This window comes from Dyella sp. S184 (assembly GCF_009766065.1).
In the GTDB taxonomy this organism is placed as follows: domain Bacteria; phylum Pseudomonadota; class Gammaproteobacteria; order Xanthomonadales; family Rhodanobacteraceae; genus Rhodanobacter.
This window is the reverse complement of sequence record NZ_LMUE01000009.1, coordinates 207,386-234,124: the sequence shown is the minus strand read 5'-3', so window position 1 is coordinate 234,124 and position 26,739 is coordinate 207,386. Positions and strand designations below refer to the sequence as shown.

The 26,739-nt window shown below is 62.4% G+C and carries 24 protein-coding genes, 2 tRNA genes and 1 other RNA gene; 20 read left to right on the top strand and 7 right to left on the bottom strand.

Features of this window, described 5'->3' with window-relative positions; genetic code table 11:
• The first annotated feature begins 138 nt into the window (after window positions 1-138).
• Window positions 139-1,218, top strand: a complete 1,080-nt coding sequence (locus GSQ75_RS13190; protein ID WP_158755337.1) for a DUF3800 domain-containing protein — start codon at window positions 139-141, stop codon at window positions 1,216-1,218.
• A 188-nt stretch (window positions 1,219-1,406) separates the two neighbouring features.
• On the top strand, window positions 1,407-1,742 hold the full coding sequence (locus tag GSQ75_RS13185) for a hypothetical protein (RefSeq protein WP_158755336.1): 336 nt from the start codon (window positions 1,407-1,409) through the stop codon (window positions 1,740-1,742).
• Between the two features lie 53 nt (window positions 1,743-1,795).
• On the opposite strand, the gene GSQ75_RS13180 is transcribed toward GSQ75_RS13185, so the two are convergent.
• The 5 genes from GSQ75_RS13180 to GSQ75_RS13160 form a co-directional block, all read right to left on the bottom strand.
• Complete coding sequence (locus GSQ75_RS13180) at window positions 1,796-3,331, bottom strand: tyrosine-type recombinase/integrase (RefSeq protein WP_158755335.1); 1,536 nt, start codon at window positions 3,329-3,331, stop codon at window positions 1,796-1,798.
• Window positions 3,332-3,708: 377 nt separating this feature from the next.
• Window positions 3,709-5,019, bottom strand: a complete 1,311-nt coding sequence (locus GSQ75_RS13175; protein ID WP_158755765.1) for an MFS transporter — start codon at window positions 5,017-5,019, stop codon at window positions 3,709-3,711.
• A 5-nt stretch (window positions 5,020-5,024) separates the two neighbouring features.
• Complete coding sequence (locus GSQ75_RS13170) at window positions 5,025-5,354, bottom strand: hypothetical protein (RefSeq protein ID WP_158755334.1); 330 nt, start codon at window positions 5,352-5,354, stop codon at window positions 5,025-5,027.
• Window positions 5,355-5,356: 2 nt separating this feature from the next.
• On the bottom strand, window positions 5,357-5,920 hold the full coding sequence (locus tag GSQ75_RS13165; protein WP_158755333.1) for an isochorismatase family protein: 564 nt from the start codon (window positions 5,918-5,920) through the stop codon (window positions 5,357-5,359).
• A 156-nt stretch (window positions 5,921-6,076) separates the two neighbouring features.
• Window positions 6,077-6,529, bottom strand: coding sequence for a MarR family transcriptional regulator (locus tag GSQ75_RS13160; protein WP_158755332.1), 453 nt, complete (start codon window positions 6,527-6,529; stop codon window positions 6,077-6,079).
• A gap of 538 nt (window positions 6,530-7,067) precedes the next feature.
• Here GSQ75_RS13160 and GSQ75_RS13155 point away from each other — a divergent pair.
• The 8 genes from GSQ75_RS13155 to GSQ75_RS13125 all read left to right on the top strand — a co-directional run bounded on the left by GSQ75_RS13155 (window position 7,068) and on the right by GSQ75_RS13125 (window position 16,148).
• Window positions 7,068-7,490: a MerR family transcriptional regulator gene (locus GSQ75_RS13155; protein WP_158755331.1), complete on the top strand. Its 423-nt coding sequence runs from the start codon at window positions 7,068-7,070 to the stop codon at window positions 7,488-7,490.
• Complete coding sequence (locus GSQ75_RS13150; protein WP_158755330.1) at window positions 7,490-10,069, top strand: heavy metal translocating P-type ATPase; 2,580 nt, start codon at window positions 7,490-7,492, stop codon at window positions 10,067-10,069. The genes GSQ75_RS13155 and GSQ75_RS13150 overlap by 1 nt, the downstream gene beginning before the upstream one ends.
• Before the next feature lie 313 nt (window positions 10,070-10,382).
• Window positions 10,383-10,547 carry a hypothetical protein gene (locus GSQ75_RS18960; RefSeq protein WP_168171178.1) on the top strand — a complete coding sequence of 55 codons (165 nt, stop codon included), beginning with the start codon at window positions 10,383-10,385 and terminating at the stop codon, window positions 10,545-10,547.
• A gap of 89 nt (window positions 10,548-10,636) precedes the next feature.
• The gene (gene folC, locus GSQ75_RS13145) at window positions 10,637-11,932 is read left to right on the top strand and encodes a bifunctional tetrahydrofolate synthase/dihydrofolate synthase (RefSeq protein WP_158755329.1); all 1,296 of its coding nucleotides are present in this window, start codon (window positions 10,637-10,639) and stop codon (window positions 11,930-11,932) included.
• A 100-nt stretch (window positions 11,933-12,032) separates the two neighbouring features.
• Complete coding sequence (locus tag GSQ75_RS13140) at window positions 12,033-13,070, top strand: SPOR domain-containing protein (RefSeq protein ID WP_158755328.1); 1,038 nt, start codon at window positions 12,033-12,035, stop codon at window positions 13,068-13,070.
• Between the two features lie 55 nt (window positions 13,071-13,125).
• Window positions 13,126-13,794 (top strand): CvpA family protein, encoded by a 669-nt coding sequence (locus tag GSQ75_RS13135; protein WP_158755327.1) that lies wholly within the window; start codon window positions 13,126-13,128, stop codon window positions 13,792-13,794.
• 14 nt (window positions 13,795-13,808) lie between these two features.
• Window positions 13,809-15,284, top strand: coding sequence for an amidophosphoribosyltransferase (gene purF / locus GSQ75_RS13130; protein WP_158755326.1), 1,476 nt, complete (start codon window positions 13,809-13,811; stop codon window positions 15,282-15,284).
• 54 nt (window positions 15,285-15,338) lie between these two features.
• Window positions 15,339-16,148, top strand: a complete 810-nt coding sequence (locus GSQ75_RS13125; RefSeq protein WP_158755325.1) for a ferritin-like domain-containing protein — start codon at window positions 15,339-15,341, stop codon at window positions 16,146-16,148.
• A 51-nt stretch (window positions 16,149-16,199) separates the two neighbouring features.
• Here the strand turns inward: GSQ75_RS13125 and GSQ75_RS13120 are convergent.
• Window positions 16,200-16,276, bottom strand: a tRNA-Pro gene (locus tag GSQ75_RS13120).
• Between the two features lie 165 nt (window positions 16,277-16,441).
• Between GSQ75_RS13120 and hisS the strand changes: the two genes are divergently transcribed.
• The 4 genes from hisS to GSQ75_RS13100 all read left to right on the top strand — a co-directional run bounded on the left by hisS (window position 16,442) and on the right by GSQ75_RS13100 (window position 20,953).
• Window positions 16,442-17,827 (top strand): histidine--tRNA ligase, encoded by a 1,386-nt coding sequence (gene hisS, locus GSQ75_RS13115; RefSeq protein ID WP_158755324.1) that lies wholly within the window; start codon window positions 16,442-16,444, stop codon window positions 17,825-17,827.
• Between the two features lie 57 nt (window positions 17,828-17,884).
• Window positions 17,885-19,792 carry an aromatic amino acid ammonia-lyase gene (locus tag GSQ75_RS13110; protein ID WP_158755323.1) on the top strand — a complete coding sequence of 636 codons (1,908 nt, stop codon included), beginning with the start codon at window positions 17,885-17,887 and terminating at the stop codon, window positions 19,790-19,792.
• A gap of 29 nt (window positions 19,793-19,821) precedes the next feature.
• Window positions 19,822-20,214 carry a DUF6165 family protein gene (locus GSQ75_RS13105; RefSeq protein ID WP_158755322.1) on the top strand — a complete coding sequence of 131 codons (393 nt, stop codon included), beginning with the start codon at window positions 19,822-19,824 and terminating at the stop codon, window positions 20,212-20,214.
• A 517-nt stretch (window positions 20,215-20,731) separates the two neighbouring features.
• Window positions 20,732-20,953 (top strand): hypothetical protein, encoded by a 222-nt coding sequence (locus GSQ75_RS13100; protein WP_158755321.1) that lies wholly within the window; start codon window positions 20,732-20,734, stop codon window positions 20,951-20,953.
• 715 nt (window positions 20,954-21,668) lie between these two features.
• Here GSQ75_RS13100 and GSQ75_RS13095 read toward each other — a convergent pair.
• Complete coding sequence (locus tag GSQ75_RS13095; protein WP_158755320.1) at window positions 21,669-22,712, bottom strand: glycosyltransferase family 9 protein; 1,044 nt, start codon at window positions 22,710-22,712, stop codon at window positions 21,669-21,671.
• A gap of 34 nt (window positions 22,713-22,746) precedes the next feature.
• Between GSQ75_RS13095 and GSQ75_RS13090 the strand changes: the two genes are divergently transcribed.
• The 6 genes from GSQ75_RS13090 to GSQ75_RS13065 all read left to right on the top strand — a co-directional run bounded on the left by GSQ75_RS13090 (window position 22,747) and on the right by GSQ75_RS13065 (window position 26,735).
• Complete coding sequence (locus GSQ75_RS13090) at window positions 22,747-23,478, top strand: 3-deoxy-D-manno-octulosonic acid kinase (RefSeq protein ID WP_158755319.1); 732 nt, start codon at window positions 22,747-22,749, stop codon at window positions 23,476-23,478.
• On the top strand, window positions 23,475-24,236 hold the full coding sequence (locus GSQ75_RS13085; protein WP_158755318.1) for an MBL fold metallo-hydrolase: 762 nt from the start codon (window positions 23,475-23,477) through the stop codon (window positions 24,234-24,236). Before GSQ75_RS13090 ends, GSQ75_RS13085 begins: the two co-directional genes overlap by 4 nt.
• A 90-nt stretch (window positions 24,237-24,326) precedes the next feature.
• A tRNA-Ser gene (locus GSQ75_RS13080) sits at window positions 24,327-24,416 on the top strand.
• Window positions 24,417-24,470: 54 nt separating this feature from the next.
• Window positions 24,471-24,567, top strand: an RNA gene (gene ffs, locus GSQ75_RS13075) — signal recognition particle sRNA small type.
• A 137-nt stretch (window positions 24,568-24,704) separates the two neighbouring features.
• The gene (dnaX, locus tag GSQ75_RS13070) at window positions 24,705-26,396 is read left to right on the top strand and encodes a DNA polymerase III subunit gamma/tau (protein ID WP_158755317.1); all 1,692 of its coding nucleotides are present in this window, start codon (window positions 24,705-24,707) and stop codon (window positions 26,394-26,396) included.
• A 15-nt stretch (window positions 26,397-26,411) separates the two neighbouring features.
• A complete protein-coding gene (locus GSQ75_RS13065; RefSeq protein ID WP_158755316.1) occupies window positions 26,412-26,735 on the top strand; it encodes a YbaB/EbfC family nucleoid-associated protein in 324 nt (107 codons plus the stop codon).
• Window positions 26,736-26,739 lie beyond the last annotated feature (4 nt).

Here is a 26,739-nt window from a genome sequence, read left to right as displayed (position 1 = left end):
TTTCATGGTCTATGTGCGTGGGCGCTGCATGCCCGCATTCGCCGACCCCAAAGAGCCGCGTCAGTGTGACTTTTCGTAGTCGTAACACCAACATCGAAAGCTCGATGACCTTTCTTTAAGAACATGCTTAGGATGGCTATGAAGCTCTATTTTGATGAAGCTGGTAACACCGGCACCGATTTGTTCAACAACGCTCAGCCGGTGGCGTCGCTGGCATCCACGTCACTGGATGCATACGAATGCAAAGAGCTCATTTCACCGTTGCTGCGTCAGGGGCAAGACGAAGCGAAATACAGCGTCCTGCGGGGAACGGTCCGGGGTCAGGATGCGCTGCTGGGGTTTTTCTCATCGAGCTGTTTCACGCCTGCTACGACCAAGGTGATGGTGGCCGATAAGCGGTTCGTTGTGGTCGCTCACTTGGTGGACAAGTTGATCGAACCGGCGGCTCACGAAGACGGTGTGGATCTTTACGATGGCGATGCGCAAATTGCCTATGCCAACATGCTTCATCTTGCCGGGCCCTTCATGCTGCCCGACGGTCGCTGGGACAATGTGTTGAAGGCATTTCTTGCCGCGATCCGTCGCCCTACGGATGAGACCTATGAGGCTTTGGCATTTGTTCTGTGTAGCGCGCTTCAATATGCGGTGACGCATGGGGAGATCTCACAGGCAATTCTGGGTCTTGCCAAAGCACCCGATAACCTTCACCGCTACCTCGATCCCTTCATCGGGACAGCGGCATTCGATCCCATGCCGAACCTGTTCGCTTCGCTCGTCAACTACTGGATGAAGCAGAGCGATGGACAGTTCCACGCGATCCACGATCAATCGAAGCCGTTGAAGACGAGTGAGCCGCACCTTCGGCTCTTGATGACGCCACAGTCATCACGAACGATTGGCTATGGCGATCGGAAATTCGAACTTCCTCTACGCATCTCGGAGCTCACCTTTGCCGACTCCAAGGATCATCCGTCGTTGCAGGTGGCGGACTTGGTCGCCGGAGCGGCGATGGATTTGTTCTGCGTGCACCTGGGTTATCGTGAACGAACGCCTTACCACGACGCCCTGCAATCCAGCGGTTTCATCAACCTTATCATCGACGGGATCGTGCCTTCCTCCGACATCACGCGCGAGAACGATGCCCAGGCAGGCGAAACGAGCATTGTTGATGGCACAACTAGCTTTATCAGGGAAGCAAGAGCGGCGCGTGACGAGTGAAGGCCCACTGCCACGTGTTGTGCTGAGGTGTCCGTGGTGGTGTGGTGATCCAGGGGGTGGCATGGACATGGGATTTCATCTGGTTTACGAGCTCAACTATGCGCTGACGCAAGAGTGGCTTGAAGCCAGGTCGAGGCGTGATAGCCTCACTTCACACAAGTCGATTTACCTAAAAATAAGGAAGACCCATGGACGAGATTAAAGTTGGGGATGCTCAAGAATTTACCTTCGTGACTGCATCAGGACGGTTCTACCAGACAGCCATTCAATTTGCCGGCCGCGGCGATTACGTTCCGTCGTTCTGTCAAACGGCCAAACCGTCCCGGACGAATGTGCCGAGTTTCTCGCCGAATATGCCTATGAATGCGCGCGGCGGCGTGGCGGCACAGTTTCTTGAGTTGGCTAAACATGCCGAACGCTTGGAAAAGATCGTTGAGGTGTTTATTCATACGGGGCCAAAACTGATCTCGAAGGAGCAGATTGAGGCGATCTATCCAGGCGTGGTTGTCGTTTGGGAACAGTAGGGGGATCTGGCTGTGGCAGACCTTCAACGGCACGAGCGCGCAGACGATAAGGACTATTGAGCTTGCAGCAATTCCGCCAGATCGGTCGGCGGCAGCTTGTCGAACCCAGCTTGTTTCAGTAGGTTCTGGATCGTTTGGATCATCGACTTCTGGAAGTCAGTGAACGCTGCCGATGCTGGTGCGGCATCCAAACCGATCAGCTGGCGCAGGTGCTTTTCTCGACCGTGATACAGCACGCGCAGGGCGGCGAGGGCGGCTTGGCGGTGCACGTAGTCTGCGGTGACTTCCTTGTCCGACGTGTGACCCAGCGCAAACGACACCGTCCCCAAGTCACCGGCGAACCCGAACACCGACGTGGCCAGCGTGCGGCGCAAGTCATGGAGACGGATCCACAGCCCGGTCTGTTCTTTCAGCTTGCGGATGATGGGGCGGTAGTCTTCGATCTTGCCGGTCTTGGTCGTGGGGTAGGGGAACACGCGATCGCCACGTTTCACCGGCCAGCGTTGGGCACGGTTCTTCTCGTGGCGTTCTTTCAGAATTTCAGTCGCCCAAGGCGTCAGCGGCACATAGTGAGCCTTATCGCCCTTCGTGGTTTCAGGCGCGAAGCACGCCCAGATGTCACCGTAGTTGACATCGACCCAGCGGATTTCAGCCAGCTCCGTGCGTCGGCCGCCCCAGAGGGTCGCAATCAACACATAGTCGGCGAGCATCGCGATGATCGGGTTTTCATCATCGCGGAGCGCCACCAGCCCTTGCAGCCACGCGGTGCCGTCTTTGCTCTCGGTGGCCAGCACGGTTTGCCGCCTTCCGACCTTGGGAAGCTTCGTGTTCTTGGCCCAGGCCGCGAAGGGATTGACGGCAACTTTGGTTCCCTTCGACCAGTTCCAGCAGGCTTTGCAGTAGGTCAACACCTTGTGGACTGCCGCCAAGTCCGACGCCAGGCCGCTGCGTTTCTTCGGTTCATCCTCATCCTTCAACCGCTTCGCACGTCGCGCCCGCTCAGCGGCAGCAAACAACGGTTCGAACGTCGTCTTGATGATGGGTGTGTCCACAAGAGCCAGCGGGGTGGACCACAGGTCGCTGTCCGCCATCCAGCGCACGACCACCTTTCGGTCTTTGAGTGAGGCGGGGCGCAAGGTCAGGGCTGCCACGCGGGCTTCGCCATCTTTGATGTAGTCGGCAAATGCCAGCGCGAAGGTATAGGACTTGGCAGCCTTGATGGCCGCTTCTGCCTGGGCGATGTCTTTGATGTCTTTCGTGGGGTTTCCCCCATCGGCCATGCGCGCATACCAGTTGGCGGCCTGAACGCGCGCGTCTTGCAGACTGCGTTGGTCGGTCAGCACCCAGCGATCGGAAGTCGAGCCCTTGCGCTTGCGCTGGACGAAATAGGATTTCGCGTTGGGGGTGACACGCACACCCAGGCCACGGGTCACCGTGTCGCGGATCGTCCAATCCTTGACGTGCGGTGGGGTCGGTTCGGTCACGAGGCGGTGACCGTTCCACTGCATGGGCGACACCGGCCAATGTTTGAAATCGAGGCCTTTGACCAGCGTGGCAGTCAAGGGGACCTTGACCGTCTCGCGCTTCACCACTATGACCTTATCTATATGAGTCGAGTTGGGCATGCGGGGTGGCTCTCGAAGCGGGTATGGCGAGATTAGCATCGCCAAACGGTTCATGGCTCCGGCATGGCTCCCCTCAGAGACACTCAGTGCCACCTTGATCAATCTTGTTGAAAAGGGATGAACGGCTTTCCAAAGCCATTCTTGACCATTGTCGGCGGACGGTCAGCAGAGGGCGAAGGTCTGAATAAATACTTGCAACTCGCTCTTAATCAATTGGTCGAAGGTTCGAATCCTTCACGGCCCACCAAATAAAAAAGCACCCACGGTGACGCGGGTGCTTTTTTATTGCCCGATTTTTGCCCGCCCTGGAAAAGTCCGGAGAAAAGTCGAGGCCTTCCGGTTTACGCGGCTTCCTGCTTGGGGGCGAGGTGGCCGGATTGATGTGAATCGGTCATGTGGTCGCTGTCGTCGATGCTGAAGCGGAGGCGCCAAGCCTCGATGCGCACGCGTAGATGCCGGTACTTCGTGAGGTAATGGATCCCGACGATCCCTGCGGCCAAACCTGAGGCGGCACCGATGCCCAATGCCCAGCGTGGACCGCAAGTATCGGCTACCCAACCGACGAACGGCGCGCCAATGGGCGTGCCGCCCAAGGCGATGGCGAGCAGGATCGCCATTACCCGTCCACGCATCGCAGGCTCGGTGGATAGTTGCACCAGGCTGATCGTAGAGGTGGTGAGTGTCTGTGCGGACACGCCGATGATGACGAGGGCGAGGCCGAACAGCCTGACGTTGGGCATGATCGCGGCCAGCGTGAAGCCAAACCCGAAGACGGCCGCACCCGCGAGCAGCAGGGCGATATGGGGTTTGCCACGATGGGCAGCCAGCAATGCGCCGGCGACCGAGCCGATCGCCATGACCGAGGTCAGCAATCCGTATTCGGTCGCGCCGGCGTGAAAGACGGTGACCGACATGGTCGAGATGAAAATCGGGAAGTTGAGTCCGAACGTGCCGATCAGAAAGAGCATGAGCAGCACGGCTTTCAGGTCGGGTCGGCGCCAGACATAGCGAAAGCCTTCGACGAGGCTGCCACGCGTCCGCACAGGCCGGCTGCCCACGTGAAGTTCGCCGATACGAAGGAAACCCAGCGAGCAGAGCACGGCAACGAAGGATGCCGCGTTGATCAGGAACACCCAGCCGGTGCCCACACTGGCGATGAGAATGCCGGCGACAGCGGGACCGATCATCCGCGCAACATTGAACGAGGTGGAATTCAGTGCCACCGCATTCGACAAGTCGGTTTCACCGACCAGATCGGAGACAAAGGTCTGCCGCGCGGGTGAGTCGAACGCCGAGACGCAGCCGAGCAGGAACGCGAACACATACACCTGCCACAACTGCACGAGCCCGCTGACAGTGAGGATGCCCAGCCCGAGGGCCAGCAATCCCATCGCTGCCTGGGTGGCGATCAACAGTTTTCGCCGGTCGAGATGATCGGCCGCAAAACCGGTCAGGGGCAGCAACAACAGCTGGGGCCCGAACTGCAGCGCCATCACCACGCCGACGGCAGCGGCATTGTGGCGGGTGAGCTGGGTGAGGACGATCCAGTCCTGGGCCGTGCGCTGCATCCAGGTGCCGATATTCGACACGATCGCGCCGCTGGCCCACACGCGGTAGTTGTAGTTGCGCAGCGAACGGAAGGTGCCTTTCATCTCACTCACGGATTTTCGGGGGCATTGCCGCCATGAAACCGTCCGAACATGCGCGCCATCATCACACCGATGAGCAGAACACCCAGTCCTGCAGCAACCACATCAGTGGTGGAGCGCAGATCAAAGTTTCCAACCCGGCATAGCAGGACATAGCCGACAACCAGGTTGAAGTATCCCCACAGCATGTTAACGGTCGAAGTGGAAAGCCCAACGCCATGCGGCGTGGCGAACGGGCTTTGGAACGGCCGTCCCATCACTCCGCTGACAAAATGCGGAACCGCGTTGGTGAGGACGGCGCCGCCCAGGAGCCAGGATGCATAGTGCAGCCATGCCATGGTCAGGCACTCCTCTGGTCGAGCAGGTCGATGATCTCCTGCGTCGTACCGGTTTCGCCCAGCCGCGGGAAGATCCGCGTGATGCTGTTGGTGTGGGCATCCGCGTTCATGTCGGTCATGGCATCGACGGCGAGGGCGACGTTGAAACCATTCTCGTGCGCATAACGCGCGGTCGATTCGACCCCGATGCTGGTGGCGACACCGACGATCACGACCTGTGTGACACCCAGCTTTTTCAGGTGCTCATCGAGGTCGGTATGGGTGAACGCGCCCCACGTCCGCTTCGTCACCGTGTGGTCGGTCGGCTGCTGGTTGAGTTCGGGCACAAGATCAGCCCAATCGGCAGGAAGCTCGCCCAAGTTGCGCGCCTGTTCCGTGCGGCCCGGTGCACCACCGGTGACGTTGACCAGCACGATCGGCAAGCTGTGGCGACGAAAGACATCAGCCAGCGTACTGGCCTGCTTTACGACATCGGCAGCGGGATGCGCGGTGGGATAGGCAACGATGCCTTTCTGCAGATCGATGACGATCAGGGCCGTCTTCGGATCAAGGGTGGTGAGTGCCATGGTGTGCTCCTGTGGGGGACGGAGAATGCAGCGAGCCGAGAACGGCGCGCGGCGCAGTAGTTCGATGAAATGAGTCAGCAGATTCAGTGGCGGGTGACCGGCGAATCCGCGAGCAGGCGGCGCTTCTGCTGCGCGGCCGAGGTCAGGTAGTGTTTGTCAGGAATCGGCGACTCGCTTGAGTAGCTCGACTGCATTCGCAAGTTGCTTCTGCTCTGCCGGCGTGAGGTTTGTCCGAATGCTGCGGAACAACCAGTCCTCCCGTGCCGCTCGGCTGGCCTTGATCAATTCCCGGCACGCAGGGGTGAGGGAGATAACCGTTTGCCGCCCATCATTCGGGTCCGCGGTGCCGCTCACGAGCCCGGCCTTTTCCAGCACGGCAACCGTGGCACCCATGGATTGCGGGCGCATGCCTTCGGCTCGCGCAAGGGTGCTCACGGTCGCGGGGCCACCGCGTTCCAGGTGACCGAGCACCGACACCTGCGACCAGCTCAGCTCGCCCATATGCAGCTCTTCACGCAGGCGTCGCTTCAGCCTGCCCAGCACGACACGAAGCTCGCCGGCCACCGCCAACGTGCGTGCAATCTCGGGATCGTTCTGTGGCTTGGCCATAGGCATATTCGGCAAGTATGAAGGGAAACTACAAAGGTAAACTTCATATATGGATGATGCGCGCGCGTCGTGGCGACGTCAAGTCGCCTAGGCAACCATGGGGCAGTGACTAGGGTGAATGCTTCGCGAGACTCACACCCCGTACCCCGGTTTTCAGTAGGCAGGCATCTGCGCAGAGTGCATGTTTCCGCACCAGGCAACGATCAGTAAGATGTTCGAAAACTCAAGGATTGGACATGAGTACAAAAGCCTCGACCGATCTCGACCTGAATAAGAACGGCGCGGTGGAAGTCGCGACTCCGCGGACAGGCATGCATGCATCGACCAGGACATTGCGCCTTGGACACTGAAGAGACGGCATGTCTTGACGAAGTTATGCATGAGGCTGCGTTGCGCGAGTCCACGCCGCGCTCATCCCGATAATCGATGGGCACGCCGACTCTGTTTGGAGCGCGGGCAGCGGCATAAAGAGCGGCTGGCGGTTGCGTTTGACGCGGCCCTTGACTCTAGACCTAGATCAACGGTCTAGACTTGTGTCATGAATACACAAACTGCCTCACTCACCATCGGTGCCGTCGCCAAGCGCGTCGGTGTGGCGATCGACACGATCCGTTATTACGAGCGCGAGGGCCTGCTGCCTGAGCCGGTGCGGCGTGCCTCGGGCTATCGCAGTTATGGCGAGGGCACGATTGCGCAGTTGCGTTTTATCCGTCGGGCCAAGGATTTGGGCTTCACGCTGGACGAGATCCGCGAATTGCTGGCGTTGTCGGCGGATCGGCAGCGCGGGGTGAAGGCGGTAAAGCAGCGGGCGCAGCAGCGACTGGCGGCGATCGAGCAGCGCATTACGGAATTGCAGCGGGTGCGCGACGGGCTGGCACAGCTGGTCGAGTCCTGTCCGGGACATGGCAAGCCGGAAGAGTGTCCGATCCTGCGTGCCCTGACCGATGAAGCGGTGTCGTGATGGACGATCACGCTTCCTGCTGCAACGGCGACGAAAAGGCTGCGCACGCGATGGCGACTGATCCGGTCTGCGGCATGCAGGTGGACCCGGCTATGTCGAAGCATCAAGCCATGCATGAAGGGCAGCTGTTTCATTTCTGCTGCACCGGCTGCAAGGCGAAGTTCGAGGCGACGCCGACGGTCTATCTGAGCGTTGGCACCATGAAGACAGCCCCGGCGGGCTGCTGCACTGCGAAACCTGCCGCGATATCGGCCCACGATCATGCGGATGCGCATCATAACCACGCGCACACGGTGAGGGATCCGGTCTGTGGCATGACGGTGGATCCTCACATCGCTAAGCATCGCGCGGAACATGCTGGCCACACGTACTACTTCTGCGCGCCGCGCTGCCGCGAAAAGTTCGTGGCCGATCCTGTGGCTTATCTGGAAAGTCGCACGGCCGTGCCTCCAGCAGCTCCCGGTGCGATCTACACCTGTCCGATGCATCCGGAAGTGCAGCAGGTCGGCCCGGGTGACTGTCCGAAGTGCGGCATGGCGCTGGAGCCGATGATGCCGAGTTTGGACGTGGACGACGGTGGCGAGCTGTCGTTGATGACGCGGCGTTTCCGGATATTGATGGCGCTGACCGTGCCGGTGTTCGCGCTGGCGATGGGACCACACTTGTCTGGTTTACATCTGCCTGAGCCATGGGGCTCCGCGGCTGGCTGGGTCGAAGCATTGCTGGCCAGCGTGGTGGTGCTGTGGGGTGGCGCGCCGTTCTTCAGGCGTGGCTGGAATTCATTCAAGCCGTGGCACCCGAACATGTACACGCTGATCGCGCTGGGCACCAGCGTGGCGTGGCTGTACAGCGCGGTGGCGTTCTTGCTGCCGGGGATATTCCCGTCCGGCTTCCGCGACATGCACGGCAATGTTGCGGTGTACTTCGAATCGGCGGCGGTGATCGTCACCCTGGTCACGCTGGGCGATTTCCTGGAACTGCGTGCGCGTCGCCGAACCGGTGCGGCGCTGAAGGCGCTGCTCGGCCTGGCACCGAAGACCGCGCGGCGGATCGCCGACGACGAAAGCGAAGCGGATGTGCCGCTGGACGAAGTGCACACCGGCGATGTGCTGCGTGTGCGTCCTGGCGAGAAGGTGCCGGTCGATGGCGTGGTGCTGGACGGTGAGAGCCATGTCGACGAGTCGATGCTCACCGGCGAACCGATGCCGGTGGCCAAGGCGAAGGGCGATGCGCTTACTGGCGGTACGGTGAATCAGGACGGCGCGCTGGTCATGCGCGCGCAGAAGGTGGGCAGCGAGACGATGCTGGCGCAGATCGTGGCGCTGGTGGCACAGGCGCAGCGCAGCAAGGCACCGCTGCAGCGCGTGGCCGACCGTGTTGCGGCGTGGTTCGTGCCGGCGGTGGTGGCGATCGCGCTGCTGGCATTTGCGCTGTGGGCGCTGCTGGGTCCGGACCCGCGGTTTGCGCATGCGCTGATCGCGGCGGTGTCGGTGCTGATCATTGCCTGTCCGTGCGCGCTGGGGCTGGCCACGCCGATCTCGATCATGGTGGCCAGTGGCCGTGGCGCGCAGAACGGCGTGCTGTTCAAGGACGCCAGCGCGATCGAGGCGCTGCGCGATATCGACACGCTGGTTATGGACAAGACCGGCACGCTGACCATGGGCAAGCCGGCGTTGACCGAGTTGATAAGCCTTGGTGGCCAACCGCGCGAGCGCCTGCTGGCGCTGGCTGCTGCGCTGGAGCGGCCGAGCGAACATCCGCTGGCGCGGGCCATCGTGATCGCGGCGGAAGCGGAGAGCGTGCCGATGCTCGCAGCCACGGATTTCCGTTCGCTGACCGGTCGCGGCGTCGGCGCAACCGTAGGCGGCAGCGAGGTAGCGCTGGGCAACGCGAAGTTGATGGCGGAGTGGCACATCGCGATTGCCGACGCCGTCAACGCAAGCGCCGAGCAACTGCGCGGACAGGGCGCCACGGTGATGTTCATGGCCGTTGACGGCGCGCTGGCCGCCTTGCTGGCGGTAGCTGACCGGATCAAACCAGACACGCCGGCCGCACTCAAGGCACTGCGCGCGGCGGGCCTGCACATCGTGATGCTGACCGGCGACAATGCCACCACCGCGCAGGCGGTGGCGCGCGAACTGGGCATCGACAGTGTGCATGCGGATGTCTCGCCGGCGGACAAGGCTGCGGTGGTGAACGCGTTGCGCACCGAAGGCCGCCGCGTGGCGATGGCCGGCGATGGCATCAACGATGCGCCGGCGTTGGTCGCCGCCGATATCGGCATTGCGATGGGCAGCGGTACCGACGTGGCGATGGAGAGCGCGCAGGTGACCCTGGTCAAGGGAGAGCTGGGCGCGATCGTGCGTGCCCGCAAGCTGTCGCAGGCGACGGTGCGCAATATCCATCAGAACCTGTTCTTCGCCTTCGTCTACAACGCGGTCGGCGTGCCGCTGGCGGCTGGCGTGCTGTACCCGTGGTTCGGTATCACGCTATCGCCGATGATCGCCGCGCTGGCGATGAGCCTGAGCTCGGTATCGGTGGTGAGCAATGCGCTACGGCTCCGCCATACACCGTTGTGACGATTGTCATTGGTGATGACTGACGCATGCTTCTGATTTCGTCAGTGCCGTGGAGCGATCATTTCTCCCGCACCACGACGGTGCGCGGAGAACCGACATGAAGACCTTCATCAAGTACCCCATCCTGGACAAGTGCCTGCCGCTGCTGTTCGCCGCAATGGCGACTGCAGCGGTGACGTTTGCGCTCTGCCACGCCAGCATTGCGCTGCCGGTCTGATTATCCCGAGAGCGCGACAACCGCGTTGCTTGAACCCTTGCACCATCCTTCGCCAATGACACCGACCTGGATCAGGCACGGTGCAGGAGATCACCCATGAACGTCATCAATGACACACGCAGCACGCTGGAAAAGCACATGCCGCTGTTGCTCGGGCTGCTGGTTGCGCTGCTGGCAGGGAAGGCACTGAAGAAAATGTTCTGGACTGTGTTTGGCATGTATATGGCACTGCACTACAGCGGCATCCATCCGTTTGGTTGAGGGAATGCTTTAAGCTTTGTGCTTGTTCGTCCGTGCTGCGACCTCGTGTCCACGGGATGCCGATCTATCCACTTGCACAAAGTCATTGCATGAGCCGCACTCTCGCCGAATGGTTGGCGTATCAGGAACGCGTCAACGTACGCAGCATCGAGCTGGGTCTCGATCGCGTGCGTGAAGTATGGCAGCGGATGGGTGCACCAGCACCAGCACGGCGCGTGATCACGGTTGGCGGCACCAATGGCAAGGGCTCCACCGTGGCACTGCTGGAGGCGATGCTGGCGGCGGCTGGATTGCGAGTGGGCAGTTTCACTTCGCCGCACCTGCTTGATTACAACGAGCGCGTGCGCATCGCCAGCGCAAATGCCGATGATGCCGCGCTGATTGCCTCGTTCGAACGAATCGAGGCGGCGCGCGGCGCGGCTCATGGCGATGCCATCCCGCTCACCTATTTCGAATTTGGCACGCTGGCCGCGCTGGACCTGTTTGCCCGCGCCGGACTCGATGTGGCGTTGCTTGAAGTCGGCTTGGGTGGCCGGCTGGATGCGGTGAACATCATCGATGCCGACGTGTCGATCATCACCACGGTGGATCTTGATCACATGGACTGGCTGGGGCCGGATCGCAACAGCATCGGCCGGGAGAAGGCCGGCATTGCGCGGGCCGGGCGACCGGCCATCGTGGGTGAGCTTGATCCGCCGGCTGGCCTGCTGGATGCATTGGACGCATGCGGTGCACAGGTTGAGCGCGCCGGACTGGATTTCCATACGGAACGCCATGCCGACGGCTGGCGCTGGCGCCACCGCGATGGCAGTGCGATGGAGTTGCCCGACCCTGCGCTGGCGGCACCGGTGCAGTTCACCAACGCAGCTGCGGCAATTGCCGCGCTGCATGCGCTATGGGCCGATGACATGTCGTTTGCGTCGAAGGATGTCTTCGCGGCGGTAAGTACGGGTCTGCATGAGGTGCGGGTGCCGGCACGGCTGCAGTCGCTAGGTGGCGATCCGGTTCTGATCGTGGATGTGGGCCACAACCCGCAGGCCGCGCGCGCACTGGCCGAGTGGCTGGATGCACGGCCAGCTGGCCGTGTTCATGCGGTCTACGGCGCGCTGGCGGACAAGGACGTGGCTGGCGTGGTCGTCGCACTCGGTGCGCGCATCGATCACTGGCATCTGGCCGGGCTCGATCATGCTACGCCACGTGGCCTGCCCTCGGCGGAGCTGGCGGGAATACTCCGACAGGCTTTGCCTCAGGCTGTATTCGATGCCCATGTCGACGTTGCCAGCGCAATGGCAGCGGCCCGTGCAGCGGCACAGCCGGGTGACTGCATCCTCGCATTTGGCTCGTTTTTCGTGGCCAGCGCGGTCATCGCCGAAGCGGCTGCCTGAACGCCCGGATCGGGCCGCGTGGCGGGTCAGCCATGGCGTTCGACGCGGGCAGGTATAATCACGCCGTTACGTGCCGCGTTTGCCGCTTTGGAGCGAAGTCTTGAAAACACGCCTGCTGGGAGCTGCCGTCCTGATCGCCTTGGCGGTTTTGTTTCTGCCCATGATCTTTACCGGCAAGTCGCCGGCACCCGCCGGTGATCAATCCGTGAGCTTGGCGATCCCGCCGGCGCCGGACCGCGACCTGCAGACCAAGACCATGAGCCTGAACCCGAATGCGGCGGTGAGCACACCGAATGCGGCGGCTCCAGCCATCACTTCGTCGGCGCCCCAGGCAGCGGCGATCGCTGTCACGAAGGGTGCGGGCGATCTGGCCACGGTGAACATTGGCTCGAATCGTCCGCGTGATGTGGAAACCGACCCCAATGCCGGTCGCGCACCGGTACCGACGACGGTAACCTCCGGCGCGGTCACCTCGCCGAGCCAGCCGCTGATTCCGATGCAGACCAAGCCGACGGCCAGCGCGCCGGCGCCTCGATCGCAGCCGGCGGTGGCCGCAGCGCCGGCGATCGCTGAGTCACCGACGACGACGGCTGCCGTCGGGCACGGCAACTACACACTGAACTTGAGCGCCTATGCCAGTGCGGCTGGCGCTGCAAGCCTGGAGCATCGCGTGCGTGCGCTGGGCTACCCGGCAAGTCGGCACGCCATCACCCAGGCTGGGCAGGCGCGCACCCTGGTGATTGCCGGGCCGTTTGAGACCCGCACTGCCGCTGAGGCGGCACGCCTGAAGATCACCCAGTCGATTCCCGGCGCGCCGGCTCGACTGGAGCAGGATGCCAGCCATGATGATGAAAACGCCGCCGCGGCCGTGGCCAGTCCTGCTCCGCAGGCGACCGGCAGGGCTGGTGGCTGGGCGGTGCAGTTGGCCGCGATGAGCAATCAGGCCGACGCGAATGCATTGCGCGACAAGCTGCGCGCGAACGGTTTCGACGGTTTCGTCGATACCGTGCAGTCGAACGGCAAGCAGCTTTGGCGTGTACGCGCCGGTCCGCAGACGCAACGCGCCGATGCGCTGCGCCTGCGTGACCAGATCAAGGCCAAGCTGGGTACCGACGGCAACATAGTCCCGGTGCCATGAAGGGCATGCGCGACAGTAGCGGTCCACTCATGGTGCCAACGAGGTAGATGAACAGATGAACTGGACCGATTGCATCATCCTCGGCGTACTGGCCCTGTCTGTCCTGATCGGGCTTTTCCGTGGATTGATTTCCGAAGTACTGTCGCTGGTCATCTGGATCGCCGCGTTTTGGGTGGCTTGGGCGTTTGGTCCGGTGGTGTCGGCGCATCTGGAACACATAATCTCGATGCCGACCTTGCGCTACTGTGTCGGTTACGGCGTCTGCTTTGTCACCGTGCTGATCATCGGGGCATTGGTGCGTTTCGCGGTAAGGCGGTTGATCTGGAGTACCGGGCTGTCAGGCATCGATCGAATGTTCGGCATGGTGTTCGGCTTCGTGCGCGGCGTATTGATCGTGACGCTGCTGGTTTTCCTGGTTGGGCTTACGGCGTTCACGCGGGAGCCGTGGTGGCAGCAATCCGTGCTGCTGCCGCAGTTCCAGGAAGCCGCGGCGTGGCTGGGGCAGAACGTGCCCGCCAGCGTGTCGGCCGATGTGCGCGAACATTTGAAGCCGTCAGCGGTGATCGAGAAGGTCCAGTCGTCCGGTGTGCTCGACCATCTGCATGACTTGTCCGTGCCGCCGCACGCCCCCATATCCGGCGCGACGTCCGCACTACCAGCGGCATCACGCACAGCGTCACCGGCGGCTGCGACCAGCGCAGCCGGCCACTCCACGAATTACTGAAGCAGGCTGCAACCATGTGCGGAATCATCGGCATTGTCGGTACCACAGAAGTGGCATCGGCGCTTTATGACGGATTGACGGTGCTGCAGCATCGTGGCCAGGACGCCGCGGGCATCGCCACCGTGGATGGCGCGCGGCTGCGCCTGCACAAGGGCAACGGGCTGGTGCGCGACGTGTTCGGCGAAGCGGCAATGAGCGGTCTGCGCGGGCGCATCGGCATTGGCCACTGCCGCTACCCCACCGCCGGTTCCGCAGGCTCGGCCGAAGCGCAGCCGTTCTACGTCAACTCGCCGTACGGCATCGCGTTTGCACACAACGGCAACCTGGTGAACACCGACGCGCTGCGTCGCGAAATGTTCGAGGACGACCGTCGTCACATCAACACCGAGTCCGATTCCGAGGTGCTGCTGAACGTGCTCGCGCACGAACTGCAGATCCAGGACCGGATGGCGTTGACCCCGGATCACATCTTCAAGGCGGTCGCCGGCGTGCATGCGCGTGCCAGCGGCGGTTACGCCTGCGTGGCGCTGGTGCTCGGCTACGGCCTGGTCGCGTTCCGCGATCCGCACGGCATCCGTCCGCTGGTGCTGGGCGAGCGGGTCACCGCGGAAGGCCGTGAATACGCGGTGGCGTCCGAGTCGGTCGCGTTCGACGTGCTCGGTTTCAAGCGCATCCGCGACATCATGCCGGGCGAGGCGGTGATCATCACCGACCAGGGCCAGCTGCACAGCCGCCGCTGCGCCGAGGGCGCGTCGCATACGCCGTGCATCTTCGAATACGTCTATCTGGCACGGCCCGATTCGATGATGGAGGACGTCTCGGTGTACAAGGCGCGCCTGCGCATGGGCGAGAAGCTCGCCGAGAAGATCCTGCGTGAGCGGCCCGACCATGGCATCGACGCGGTGATCCCGATTCCCGACACCGCGCGTACCGCGGCCAGCGCGCTGGCCGAGGCGCTCGGCGTGCCGTTCCGCGAGGGCTTCGTCAAGAACCGCTACATCGGTCGCACCTTCATCATGCCGGGGCAGGGTGAGCGGGTGAAATCGGTGCGCCGCAAGCTCAACCCGGTCGAGCTGGAGTTCCGCAAGAAGAACGTGCTGCTGGTGGACGATTCGATCGTGCGTGGCACCACCTCGAAGCAGATCATCCAGATGGCCCGCGATGCCGGCGCGAAGAATGTGTACTTCGCTTCCGCCGCGCCGCCGGTGCGCTATCCGAACGTCTATGGCATCGACATGCCGTCGGCCTCGGAGCTGATTGCCGCCGGCCATACCGAGCAGGAAGTGGAAACGATGCTCGGCGCCGACTGGCTGATCTACCAGGACCTCAAGGACCTGATCTGGGCTGTGCAGGACGGCAACGAGACCATCAAGCAGTTCGACACTTCGTGCTTCTCCGGCGAATACGTCACCGGCCTCGACCAGCGTTATCTGGAACAGATCCAGATGCTGCGCTCGGACGATGCCAAGGCCGCACGCAGGGCCGTGTGACCAGAGGGAACCCCCTCTGGGGAAGGTGAGGGGCGGGTACTCGCCGGAAACTCCATGAAAGATCTCCATGCCGCTGCCAAACGTTGCCTCGACGCCACCGACCCGGTGGAGAAACTGCGTCTTACCCAGGAAACCTGGCGGCTCTTTCTGGCTAGCGAGCTGAGCGCCGATCCCCTCTCGCCGCCACCCGAGCCGATCGGGCCACCCGGCCGGCCGGCCAGGCCGCAACTGGTCAACGCACGCCAGGTGCCGCAGCGCGGACTCGGTAGCATGGAAGGTCGCGCTGCCCTGGTGCACGCGGTCGCGCATATCGAATTCAATGCGATCAACCTGGCGTGGGATGCGGTCTACCGCTATCGCGGCAAGCCGGATGCGTATTACCGCGACTGGGCCAGCTGTGCCAACGACGAGGCGCGCCACTTCGCCATGCTGTCCGAACGGCTGGCCGAGTTGGGGTATGCCTACGGCGACTTTGATGCGCACGATGGCCTGTGGGCGATGGCCGAAAAAACCGCGCACCACGACACTGCACGCATGGCGCTGGTACCGCGCGTGCTGGAAGCGCGTGGGCTGGATGTCACCCCTGGCATGATCGAGCGGCTGCGCCACCTAGGCGATACCCGCACGGTGGAAATCCTCGAAGTGATCCTGCAAGAGGAAGTCGCCCATGTTGCCGCCGGCACGCGCTGGTATCAGCACTGCTGTGAGCGCGATGGCGTCGAGCCTGTCGACATGTTCTTCGCGCTGCTGCGCGATTACATGGGCGTCAGCCTGCGCGGTCCGTTCAATCGGCCGGCACGAATCGAGGCGGGCTTTATCGAAGAAGAACTCGATCGGCTCGCGGCGCTGGCACCCGGCAGCTGAGAAAGCAGGCACAAAAAAGCCGGCGCAAGGCCGGCTTTTTCATCGAATTTTTGGTCGGGGAGACAGGATTCGAACCTGCGACTTCTACGTCCCGAACGTAGCGCTCTACCAGGCTGAGCTACACCCCGTGGGAAGCCGCGTATCTTAATCGCCGGGCGCTGGCTTGGCAACAGGTGCGGTGCATCCGGCTGCTCGCGGCTGCGGAAGGCGCCAGGCATTCTGCTAATCTTGACGGCTGCCGTCGCGCGGTCAGCGGTCAGACGGAATGTTTCCCATCGTCAGTAGAGGATTCCATGGCGCTTACCCCGGCCCGTACCATGCCCGGCGTGCTCGAGCTGCTCCCGCTCGACCAGATCGCGTTCCAGCGCATGCTCGACGTGATCCGTCGCAATTACGAGCGCTTCGGCTTCCTGCCGATCGAGACGCCGGTGATCGAATACTCCGACGTGCTGCTGACCAAGACCGGTGGCGAGACCGAACGGCAGGTGTATTTCGTGCAGTCGACCGGTGCATTGAACGCCGCCAAAGACGACGAGGGCATGCCCGAGCTGGCGCTGCGCTTCGATCTCACCGTGCCGCTGGCGCGCTACGTGGCCGAACACGAGCGCGACCTTAGCTTCCCGTTTCGCCGCTACCAGATGCAGAAGGTGTACCGCGGCGAGCGCGCCCAGCGCGGACGTTTCCGCGAGTTCTACCAGTGCGACATCGACGTGATCGGCAAGGATGCGCTCTCGGTGCGTTACGACGCCGAAATTCCGGCGGTGATCTACAGCGTGTTCCGCGAACTGAACATTGGCGCGTTCACCATCCAGCTCAACAACCGCAAGCTGATGCGCGGTTATTTCGAGAGCTTGGGCATCGTCGACGGCGAGCAGCAGATGCTGGTGCTGCGCGAAGTGGACAAGCTGGACAAGCGTGGCGCCGATTACGTGCGTGACATGCTGACCGGTGACACGTTTGGCTTGAGTGCCGAGGTGGCGCAGAAAATTCTCGCCTTCGTGCAGGTGCGCTCCACTTCGCTGCAGGATGCGTACGACAAGCTCGATGCACTGGGCGCGGGCCCGGAGGCGATGGAGCAGGGCCGCAACGAGTTGAAGGAAGTACTCGGGCTGATCCACGCGTTCGGCGTGCCGGAAACGCATTACGTGCTGAACCTGTCGATCGCACGCGGCCTCGACTACTACACCGGCACGGTCTACGAGAGCACGCTGAACGATCATCCGCAGATCGGCTCGATCTGCTCCGGTGGCCGTTACGAAAACCTGGCCAGTCAGTACACCAATTCGCAGCTGCCAGGCGTCGGTATCTCGATTGGCCTCACCCGCCTGTACTGGCAGCTGCGCGATGCCGGCCTGATCAGCACGGCGACCAGCACGGTCGATGTGCTGGTGACCCAGATGGACACGGCGCAACTGCCGGCTTATCTCGCGCTGGCTGGCGAGCTGCGCGGCGCCGGCATCGCCACCGAGGTGGTGCTGGAGGGCGGCAAGCTCGGCAAGCAGTTCAAGTATGCCGACCGCGCCGGCATCCGCTTCGTGATCGTGCTGGGTGAGGACGAGATCGCCAAGGGCGTGGTGACGGTGAAGGACCTGCGCCGCGAGGATCAATTCGAGGTGGCGCGCAGCGAGCTGATCAAGACCTTGCGGGTGGAGCTGGAGCAGGCCGCCGCGATGGGCTGAATGCCTTGCGGTCAGGTGATCAGGAAATGGGCGACGACATTCTTCAGTGAGGCAGCAGTGAGCAAATTCGACACCATCGTTCTCGACGGCAACAGTCTCACCCGCGGCCAGCTGGTGGCGGTGGCACGCCATGGCAGCAAGGTTTCACTCGATCCGGCAGGACTCAAGCGCGTGCAGCGCGCTGCCGATTTCCTCGCCGAGAAAGTCAGTTGTGGTGAACCGACCTATGGTGTCACCACCGGTTTCGGCAGCAATGCCGACAAGCTGCTCGGTGCGCATCGGTTGCGTGACGAATTGCCGGGAGGCAATCCGCACAAGCCCGAAGGCACGCTGCTGGAAGAACTGCAGCACAACCTGATCACCACGCATGCCGTGTGCGTGGGCAAGCCGTTTGGTGATGACGTGGTGCGGGCGATGCTGCTGATTCGCATCAATACGCTGATGCGTGGTCACTCGGGCATCCGCGTGAGCACGCTCGAAGCGCTGACCGCGATGCTCAATGCCGGTGTAGTGCCGGTGGTGCCCGAGAAGGGTTCGGTCGGCGCCAGTGGCGACCTGGCGCCGCTGTCGCATCTTGCGATCGTGTTGCTCGGCGGTGGCGAAGCGTTTTATCAAGGCGAACGCCTGGCGGGTGCGGAAGCGCTGAAGCGCGCTGGCCTTACACCGATCCGGTTGTCGTTCAAGGAAGGTCTGGCGCTCAACAACGGCACCGCACAGATGCTGGCGACAGGCGTGCTGGCGCTGGATACGCTGGAGCAATTGCTGGATACCGCCGACCTGGCCGCGTCGATGACGCTGGACGCGTTCGCTGGTCGCAGCGGCGCCTTGCGCCCTGAAGTACATGCGTTGCGTCCGCATCCGGGCCAGGTCGAAACGGCCGCGCGGGTGCGCGGACTGCTGGCCGGTTCCACCCTGGTCGATATTCCGTATCACCTGGTGCCGCGCTTCAAGTCGTGGAGTGCCGAGGCGTGGAGCGAACCGGACGATCAGGCGCTCAGTTTCGACATCGGCTGGGACTGGGTGCCGGCCAACCAGCGACATGGCCGCGAGGCGTTCTACAGCCGCTTCCTGCCGTTCAAGGGCGGCAAGAAGCATCAGCCGCAGGATGCCTACAGCCTGCGCTGCATGCCGCAGGTGCATGGTGCGGTGCGCGATGCCTGGGCGCAGGCATGCCGCGTGTTCGACATCGAACTGAACTCGGTCACCGACAATCCGCTGATCTTTCCGGACAACGAGGACGCACAGTTCATCGAGGAGCAGGTGATCTCCGCTGGCCACTTCCACGGCATGCCGCTGGCGCTGGCGATGAGTTACGTGAAGGCGGCGATCCCGGTGCTGGCCTCGATCTCCGAGCGTCGGCTCAACAAGCTGGTCGATTCGGCTACGAGCGATGGTCTGCCGGCGTTCCTCACCGGCAACGAGGACGGTACTGATTCCGGCTTCATGATCGTGCAATACACCGCCGCGGCCTTGGTCAACGATCTGGCCACCCGCGCGCATCCAGCCAGCGTGTATTCGGTGCCGACCAGTGCGAACGCCGAGGATCACGTCTCGATGGGCGCCAACGAAGCGCGCCACGTGTTGGAGATGACCGAGGATCTCGGTCACGTGCTGGCACTGGAGCTATATACCGCCGCGCAGGCGCTGGATTACCGCCAGGCGATGCTGAATGCCGCACGCCGGCTGGCCAGCCGTGGCGGCTGGCAGGCGCTGGCTGCCAAGATTTCCAACGCGCCACGCGAGGATCAGCCGCACTACGCGCAATTCGTCGCCGAGGTACAGCAACTCGCCTCGGCGCTGGCCAATGCCGGGGATTTTCATGCCGGTACCAGCGTGCGCGATGCGCACGCGATCCTGCGCAAGCACATCAGCTTCATGCATCGCGATCGTGCGATGGATGGTGAGGTGCGTACTGTCTGCGCCCTGGTGCAGCAGGGTGCACTTCGTCAGCCCCGCACGGTCTGAACCTCATCTCCTTTACCGGTACCAAGCCCATGAGCCTGATCCAAACACCCGTATCGTTCGGCGAACTGATCGACAAGATCACCATCCTCGAGATCAAGTCGCGGCGGATCACCGACGAGGCCAAGCTGGCCAACGTGCGCAACGAACTGGACCTGCTCAATGCGACCTGGGCCAACCACGCAGCCTCGCAGACCGATATTGGTGACGAGCGCGCCCGCCTGTTCGCGGTGAACGAACTGCTATGGGATATCGAGGACAAGATCCGCCTGAAGGAGCGTGCCCAGGCGTTCGACCAGGAGTTCATCGAGCTGGCGCGGGCGGTGTATTTCCGCAACGACGAGCGTGCGGCGTTCAAGCGTGAGATCAACCTCAAGCTCGGCTCACAACTGGTCGAGGAAAAGTCGTACCAGAATTACCGCTAGAGAGCCGAGTGAGTCCGCTGGCGTCCACGGATGTCAAATAAGTGATTGAAAATACTTGATTATTTATTTTTCGGTCGAGCATGCAATCACTGGGACGCTTGCAAAATGGGTAGATGAGCAGGTAGCTGCGTGGGTCAATGCGTGTGATGAACGTTTTCCACACCTAAGAACACTTCTGTGCCGCAACCATCACAATGTGCAAGTCACGCTCTTCATATTTACGGAGAGCATATGGCAGATAGAAGCAGACACACAGCGGCGCGTGAAACGCAAACGGCTATTGCCACTCTGTCTCTCTGGCAGATTTTCGGTCTGGCGGGGCTCTTCTTGGCGACCGCTGCGATTTTTGTTTTTGTGCTGATGCAATTGGAACCTTAAGTGGACGGAATCCGGCCATTGAGGAAAGCATTGCTTTCAGACTGACGCCAATCGGTATTGCTTCGGAGTCGATCTTTACCCCACGGTCACTGAGACGAGGCCAAGGTTCAGACACTTCAGTCGCAAATTGGCAATTTCAATGATCTTCTTCGACATTCCGTATTCGCCGGTGCAAGGCGCTTGGTCCGTGGATGTAAGCAATGGCGGTCATCCTGAATTCAAAAGCCGCCATGATGCGCTTCGATTCGCGGTCAACTCAGCTTTGAGCGCAGGGCAATGGGGCGAAGCCGCCCTGATCACCGTCGAAGGTGTCGACGGGCTATGGCGCATGTTTGACCATCAGGCAAAAGGTGTTGCGTAGTACTGGATTAGTAGTTGGCGGAGCGATCGCCGCAGTATCCATCATGAGCTGCTACGTGGCATGAGGCACCCGACGGATTCCCCACTAGCCCTCGCACGGCTGAGGGGATGGCGAGGATGGCGGCATACCTTCCAAACGATATTCACCGCGCGGAACGTGCGTGCGCGAATGAGTTAGTGGAACCCAGCCTGCACCCATCGAAATACCCGGCGTGCGACGAGGAAAAATCCCAATGAAAGCAGCAGAGGGATCGGGATAAGCACGAAAACAATTGATTCGATCCAGTGGCCGCTTATTTGTTGTTGATAGCGCTGGCCGGCTTGGTCAAGGGTGTCACAGTGCGAATTTGCGTCAGCGTTGGGCACATCCTCCCAAGTCTGGACACATTACGTGTAGCTGTCACAGACCCATTGACTCTCATGCTGGATCTGAGCGTTTCCCCAGAAGAATCCATCAAGCACCCAGAGAATAAGAGAACAACTCCCAGCCGCTGCAATCCGTTGAGCCGCATAGTCACTCCCCCTATGAGCATCTGTTCCTACGCTGAGAAGAGTAGCGTGACGAGTAACTCAGGGACGATGGTTTGAAGAGCGATCGTCGCAACGCGCTACGTAAATGGGTAGCTATATATATATCGCAACTTTCTTTGGAAGCGTTGCAGTGCAATGGCTGCGGTAGTCGTACCAGGATTACTGGGTCGTCTGAACCATCGGTTTCAACTCAGATCAAGCTCGCGTGCTGCGGCTTCGTAGCGTTCGATCACATCGTCGACGCCGATCAGGTCCATCACACCGGGTTTCTCGATCTTGCTGCCCCACGGAATCTCGCTAGCCGGCCTACCGAGATACTTGCGTGCGGCCTCGTCGTACTTGTCCACGCACCAGCGGCGGTCGGAGTAGGGGCCAGAACGATTTGGATTGCTCGCTGCATGCAGGCCCAGCACCTTGGTACCGACTGCATTGGCCATGTGCATCGGTCCGGAGTCTGGCGTCAGCAACAGCTGCGCCCGGCCGAGCAGGGCCAGCAGCTTCTTCAGAGTGTCCTTGCCGGTGAGGTCGAGTGGCGTGCGCTGGCACGCGGCCAGCACGGCATCGGCCATCGTGCGCTCGCCGGCGGATGGGCCGCCAATCAACACCACGCGCCAGCCGCGGGCAGCGGCGTGACCCATCACGGCGGCATAGCGCTCGGCACTCCAGTTTCGCTGCGCATGGCTGGAGGTGGGGCTGACCAGCAGGGTCGGTGTGTCACCGGGCAGTTGTTCGGCGGCCCATGCAAGCGCCTCGTCAGGGATCGGGATGTCCCAGCGCACCGAGGTCTGTTTCAGCCCGAGCGGCTCACAGAAGCTGCCAATCGCGTCCAGCACGTGTTCACCAGTACGCGCCGGGATGCGCTCGTTGATGACCAGGCCGTGCAGGTCTTTCGCGCGTGCGCGGTCGTAGCCGATGCGGCGATCAGCCTTGATACCCACACTCAACAGATTGGAGCGCATGGCGACCTGCATCTGCAGCAGCGCATCGAAGCGTCGCCCGCGCAGCGCGGTGTGTACGGCGCGCATGCCGGCCCAGCCCGCAGCCTTGTCGAAGGTGACGAACTCCAGGTCAGGCAGGTCGCCAATGAGCTTGCGCTCCAGCTTGCCGACGACCCACGTCAGCGAAGTGTGCGGCCATGCCTGCTGCAAGGTGCGCACGAGCGGCACCACATGGGTGACATCACCGATGGCGGAGGTACGCAGCAGGCAGATCGAGGCAGGGGTTGTCATGGGGCCTGGGTTAGAATCGGGGTGATTACTGGGCATGATGATGCAGGAACGAACATACAACGATGCCGCTGGCGCGATTCTGTTCGACGCTGCAGTGTCGCCACAAGTCGATCCCGACTGGTTCGTGCCGGATTACTGGCGCGGGCTGGGTGCCCTGCGCACGCAGGCCGGTGGGCGTGGTGGTGTGGCCATCGTGGCGACGCCCGTTGGCGAATGTGTGTTGCGGCATTATCACCGTGGTGGCCTTGTCGCCGCGATGATGGGTGACCGCTATCTATGGGTCGGTGCGGATCACACCCGGCCATTCGAGGAATTTCGCCTGCTCGGTGAAATCGCCCGACTCGGCCTGCCCGGGCCGGTGGTGGTGGCGGCTCGTTACTCCCGGCACGGACTGTTTTACAGCGCCGACCTGATGACCCGCCGCATCGCCGATGCACAGACACTGGCTGAATGCCTGGCGGCAGGGCTACTGGATAGCGAGCTGGCCGAAGAGATCGGCGCACTGGTGGCGCGCTTTCATCGTGCCGGGATCTGGCACGCCGACCTGAATGCGCACAATGTATTGGTTGTACCGGGCGAGCTTTACCTGATCGACTTCGACCGCGGCAGGCTGCGCAAGCCTGCGACGGCATGGCAGCAGGGCAACCTGCAACGCCTGCGTCGCTCGCTGGTCAAGCTGGGTGCCGCCGGCCATGGCGACGCCGCGTTCGAGGAAACCATCTGGCAACCGCTACTTTACCGTTATGGGCGTACGCTGACTCCATGAACTGGCATCTGCATTTTCTCGGTGTGGGCGCCGCGCATGCGGTGGAACTCGGCTCATCGGCCGTGGTGCTGGAGCGCGCCGGCGTGCCCCAGCTGCTGATCGACTGCGGTCCCGACACGCTGGATCGTTACGTGGCGGCTTACGACGCGTTGCCGCCGGCGTTGTTCATCACGCACACCCACATGGATCATGTGGCTGGGTTGGAGCGGCTGTTCTTCCGGCTGTGGTTCGATCGGCACCTGCGCGGCACCACCCGGCTATTTGCCCATGCCGGGCTTATCCCCTGGTTGCAGGCGCGCGTGGCGGATTACCCGGGCGCGCTCGCCGAGGGCGGCGTCAATTTCTGGGAAGCGTTCCGTCTGGTGCCTTGCACCCGGGGCTTCTGGCTGGACGGGTTCTGGTACGACGTATTCGCCACCCGGCATCATGTGCCGGGTACGTCGTACGGCCTCGCGCTGGACGGCAGCTTCGTCTATACCGGCGATACCCGGCCGATCCCCGAAGCTTTGGCGCGTTATGCCGGCGGCAATGAAGTGATCGCGCACGATTGCAGCCTGGTCGGCAATCCGTCGCACACCGGCATCGACGATATCGAGCGTGAATACCCGAGCGAAGCGATGCGCTCGCGACTGCTGCTGTACCACTACGGCAGTGTGGCCGATGGCACCGCGCTGGCCGCGCTCGGCTACCGCATCGCGGCCATGGGTGACCGGATAACCGTGGGCAAACCAACTGCACCACGGGCCGATGCCGGCTGAATTCGGCTGCGTCCGCTTGCCTGCAACCGGGCCTGCCGCTATTCTTCCGCTTCTTTGCCGGGCCAGATGCCCGACGAAGAGAGTTCCTGCGGAGAGGTGTCCGAGTGGTTGAAGGAGCACGCCTGGAAAGTGTGTATACGGTAAAACGTATCGCGGGTTCGAATCCCGCTCTCTCCGCCAACTTCTAGTTTCATATCAGTTTCAGGGCTTAACAGCCCACGTCTATGGTGGCCCCGTCGGTCCCCCCGCGACGATAGTTCGCAAACTCCGCCAGGTCCGGAAGGAAGCAACGGTAGCGAATGATTCGGGTGCCGGGGTGTGGCTGGCGGGGCCGCCGCCTTTTCGGCTCCCAGCCTCGCAGCCCATGCGCCAGGCAACCGGCATCCTTGCAGTCGATCGCGCGGCGTTTGTTACTGACTTGCCGCCTCCGACTTGGCACAATCGACCTTCGCCCCAAGGTGGTATGGCATGTCTTATCAGGTACTCGCACGCAAGTGGCGCCCGCGCAAGTTCGCCGAGCTGGTCGGGCAGGAGCATGTGGTGCGCGCCCTCACCAATGCGCTCGAGACCGGACGCATGCATCACGCCTACCTGTTCACCGGTACCCGTGGCGTCGGCAAGACGACCATCGCGCGCATCTTCGCCAAGTCGCTGAACTGCGAGCGCGGGCAGTCGGCTGATCCATGCGGCGAATGCTCGGTGTGCACCTCGGTGGATGAGGGGCGTTTTGTCGACCTGCTGGAAATCGATGCGGCCAGCAATACCGGTGTGGATGATGTGCGCGAGGTGATCGAGAACGCGCAGTACGCGCCGTCGCGCGGTCGCTTCAAGGTGTACCTGGTCGATGAGGTGCACATGTTGTCAAAGAACGCGTTCAACGCGTTGCTGAAGACGCTGGAAGAACCGCCGCCGCATGTGAAGTTCCTGCTCGCCACTACCGATCCGCAGAAGCTGCCGGTGACGGTGCTGTCGCGCTGCCTGAAGTTCAACCTGAAGCGCTTGCTGCCCGAACAGATCTCCGGCCAGATGCGGCACATCCTTGGCGCGGAAAATATTGCTTACGAAGACAGCGCGATCGGTGAGCTGGCGCGTGCCGCTGACGGCTCGCTGCGCGATGGCCTGTCACTGCTCGACCAGGCGATTGCCTATGGCGGTGGTGCGCTGCATGCCGATGACGTGCGCACCATGCTTGGTAGCGTGGCGCGCGGGCAGGTACTGGGTGTGCTCGATGCACTGGCCGCGGGCGACGGTGAACGACTGCTCGCCGAGTGCACGCAGATTGCCTCGTATTCGCCGGACTTCGGCGGCGTGCTGGATGACTTGGCCAGCGTGCTGCATCGCCTGCAGCTGATCCAGCTGATTCCAGGCTACCAGCCGGAGGAAGGCAGTGATGACGACGGTGCGCTGGTCGCACTGGCCGGGCGGATGACGCCGGAAGACGTGCAGCTGTATTACCAGATTGCCACCTCCGGTCGGCACGATCTGGTGCTGGCGCCGGATGCGCGCACCGGTTTCGAGATGGCACTCCTGCGCATGCTGGCGTTTCGACCGGGCGACGATGCGCCGACGGGGCGTGCCGAAAAGCCGGCAACGGTTGGCAACACGATGCCCCCGGCGATGTCATCACCATCGATTACTGCAGCTCCGGTGCGTCCTGCCACTGTGGCGGAGCGCCAGAAGGATTACCCATCACCGCTGCGCGCGGAGCCTGCTGCGCGACCGGCACCGGCGCCTGCAGCGGTCATGGCGCCTGTGGCGCGGGATGCCAACGGCCTGCCGAATTGGGATGCCTTGATCGAGCAGGCGGGCCTGCGTGGCCCGTTTGGCCTGTTGGCACAGAACGCGGTATTGCGTGAACGTGACGGCCAGACTCTGGTGCTCGCGTTGCAGCCAGCTCACATGAACCTGGCCGTGGAGCCGATGGTCAGTCAGATGGAGGAGCGCATCGGTCAGGTACTCGGCGAGCGCATCCGTCTGCGTTTTGTTGGCAGCAACCAGGAAGCAGGTACGCAGACGCCGGCGGCGCGTGCCGCGCAGGTGCGCGACACGGCGCAGGCGGCTGCCGAGCAGGCGATCGAAGGCGATCCGCTGGTGCAGTCGCTCAAGCGCGAATTTGGCGCTCGCGTGGTGCCGCAATCCGTCAAACCCCTTGAAAATTAAGTTCGGAGCAGTGTGATGAAAGGACAGATCGGTCAGCTGATGCAGCAGGCCCAGCGCATGCAGGAAGACATGAAGCGTGCGCAGGAAGAAATCGCCAAGCTGGAAGTCACGGGTAACGCCGGTGGCGGTCTGGTCAGCGTGGTGATGACGGGTGCGCATGAGGTGCGTCGCGTGCAGATTGATCGGCAGACGTTTGCCGACGATCCGGAGATGGCCGAGGACCTGGTCGCCGCCGCCATCAACGACGCAGTGAACAAAGTGGCCGAGGTCAGCAAGAACAAGCTGGGTGGCGTCACCGCCGGCATGAATCTGCCGGCCGGTTTCAAGATGCCGTTCTGATTGA

Excerpts from the sequence above, each read along its gene's own strand:
- GSQ75_RS13190 (WP_158755337.1), top strand. The coding sequence starts at position 139 with ATGAAGCTCTATTTTGATGAAGCTGGTAACACCGGCACCGATTTGTTC.
- GSQ75_RS13185 (WP_158755336.1), top strand. The coding sequence starts at position 1,407 with ATGGACGAGATTAAAGTTGGGGATGCTCAAGAATTTACCTTCGTGACT.
- GSQ75_RS13175 (WP_158755765.1), bottom strand. The coding sequence starts at position 5,019 with ATGAAAGGCACCTTCCGTTCGCTGCGCAACTACAACTACCGCGTGTGG.
- GSQ75_RS13170 (WP_158755334.1), bottom strand. The coding sequence starts at position 5,354 with ATGGCATGGCTGCACTATGCATCCTGGCTCCTGGGCGGCGCCGTCCTC.
- GSQ75_RS13165 (WP_158755333.1), bottom strand. The coding sequence starts at position 5,920 with ATGGCACTCACCACCCTTGATCCGAAGACGGCCCTGATCGTCATCGAT.
- GSQ75_RS13160 (WP_158755332.1), bottom strand. The coding sequence starts at position 6,529 with ATGGCCAAGCCACAGAACGATCCCGAGATTGCACGCACGTTGGCGGTG.
- GSQ75_RS13155 (WP_158755331.1), top strand. The coding sequence starts at position 7,068 with ATGAATACACAAACTGCCTCACTCACCATCGGTGCCGTCGCCAAGCGC.
- GSQ75_RS13150 (WP_158755330.1), top strand. The coding sequence starts at position 7,490 with ATGGACGATCACGCTTCCTGCTGCAACGGCGACGAAAAGGCTGCGCAC.
- GSQ75_RS18960 (WP_168171178.1), top strand. The coding sequence starts at position 10,383 with ATGAACGTCATCAATGACACACGCAGCACGCTGGAAAAGCACATGCCG.
- folC (WP_158755329.1), top strand. The coding sequence starts at position 10,637 with ATGAGCCGCACTCTCGCCGAATGGTTGGCGTATCAGGAACGCGTCAAC.
- GSQ75_RS13135 (WP_158755327.1), top strand. The coding sequence starts at position 13,126 with ATGAACTGGACCGATTGCATCATCCTCGGCGTACTGGCCCTGTCTGTC.
- purF (WP_158755326.1), top strand. The coding sequence starts at position 13,809 with ATGTGCGGAATCATCGGCATTGTCGGTACCACAGAAGTGGCATCGGCG.
- GSQ75_RS13125 (WP_158755325.1), top strand. The coding sequence starts at position 15,339 with ATGAAAGATCTCCATGCCGCTGCCAAACGTTGCCTCGACGCCACCGAC.
- hisS (WP_158755324.1), top strand. The coding sequence starts at position 16,442 with ATGGCGCTTACCCCGGCCCGTACCATGCCCGGCGTGCTCGAGCTGCTC.
- GSQ75_RS13105 (WP_158755322.1), top strand. The coding sequence starts at position 19,822 with ATGAGCCTGATCCAAACACCCGTATCGTTCGGCGAACTGATCGACAAG.
- GSQ75_RS13100 (WP_158755321.1), top strand. The coding sequence starts at position 20,732 with ATGATCTTCTTCGACATTCCGTATTCGCCGGTGCAAGGCGCTTGGTCC.
- GSQ75_RS13095 (WP_158755320.1), bottom strand. The coding sequence starts at position 22,712 with ATGACAACCCCTGCCTCGATCTGCCTGCTGCGTACCTCCGCCATCGGT.
- GSQ75_RS13090 (WP_158755319.1), top strand. The coding sequence starts at position 22,747 with ATGATGATGCAGGAACGAACATACAACGATGCCGCTGGCGCGATTCTG.
- GSQ75_RS13085 (WP_158755318.1), top strand. The coding sequence starts at position 23,475 with ATGAACTGGCATCTGCATTTTCTCGGTGTGGGCGCCGCGCATGCGGTG.
- dnaX (WP_158755317.1), top strand. The coding sequence starts at position 24,705 with ATGTCTTATCAGGTACTCGCACGCAAGTGGCGCCCGCGCAAGTTCGCC.
- GSQ75_RS13065 (WP_158755316.1), top strand. The coding sequence starts at position 26,412 with ATGAAAGGACAGATCGGTCAGCTGATGCAGCAGGCCCAGCGCATGCAG.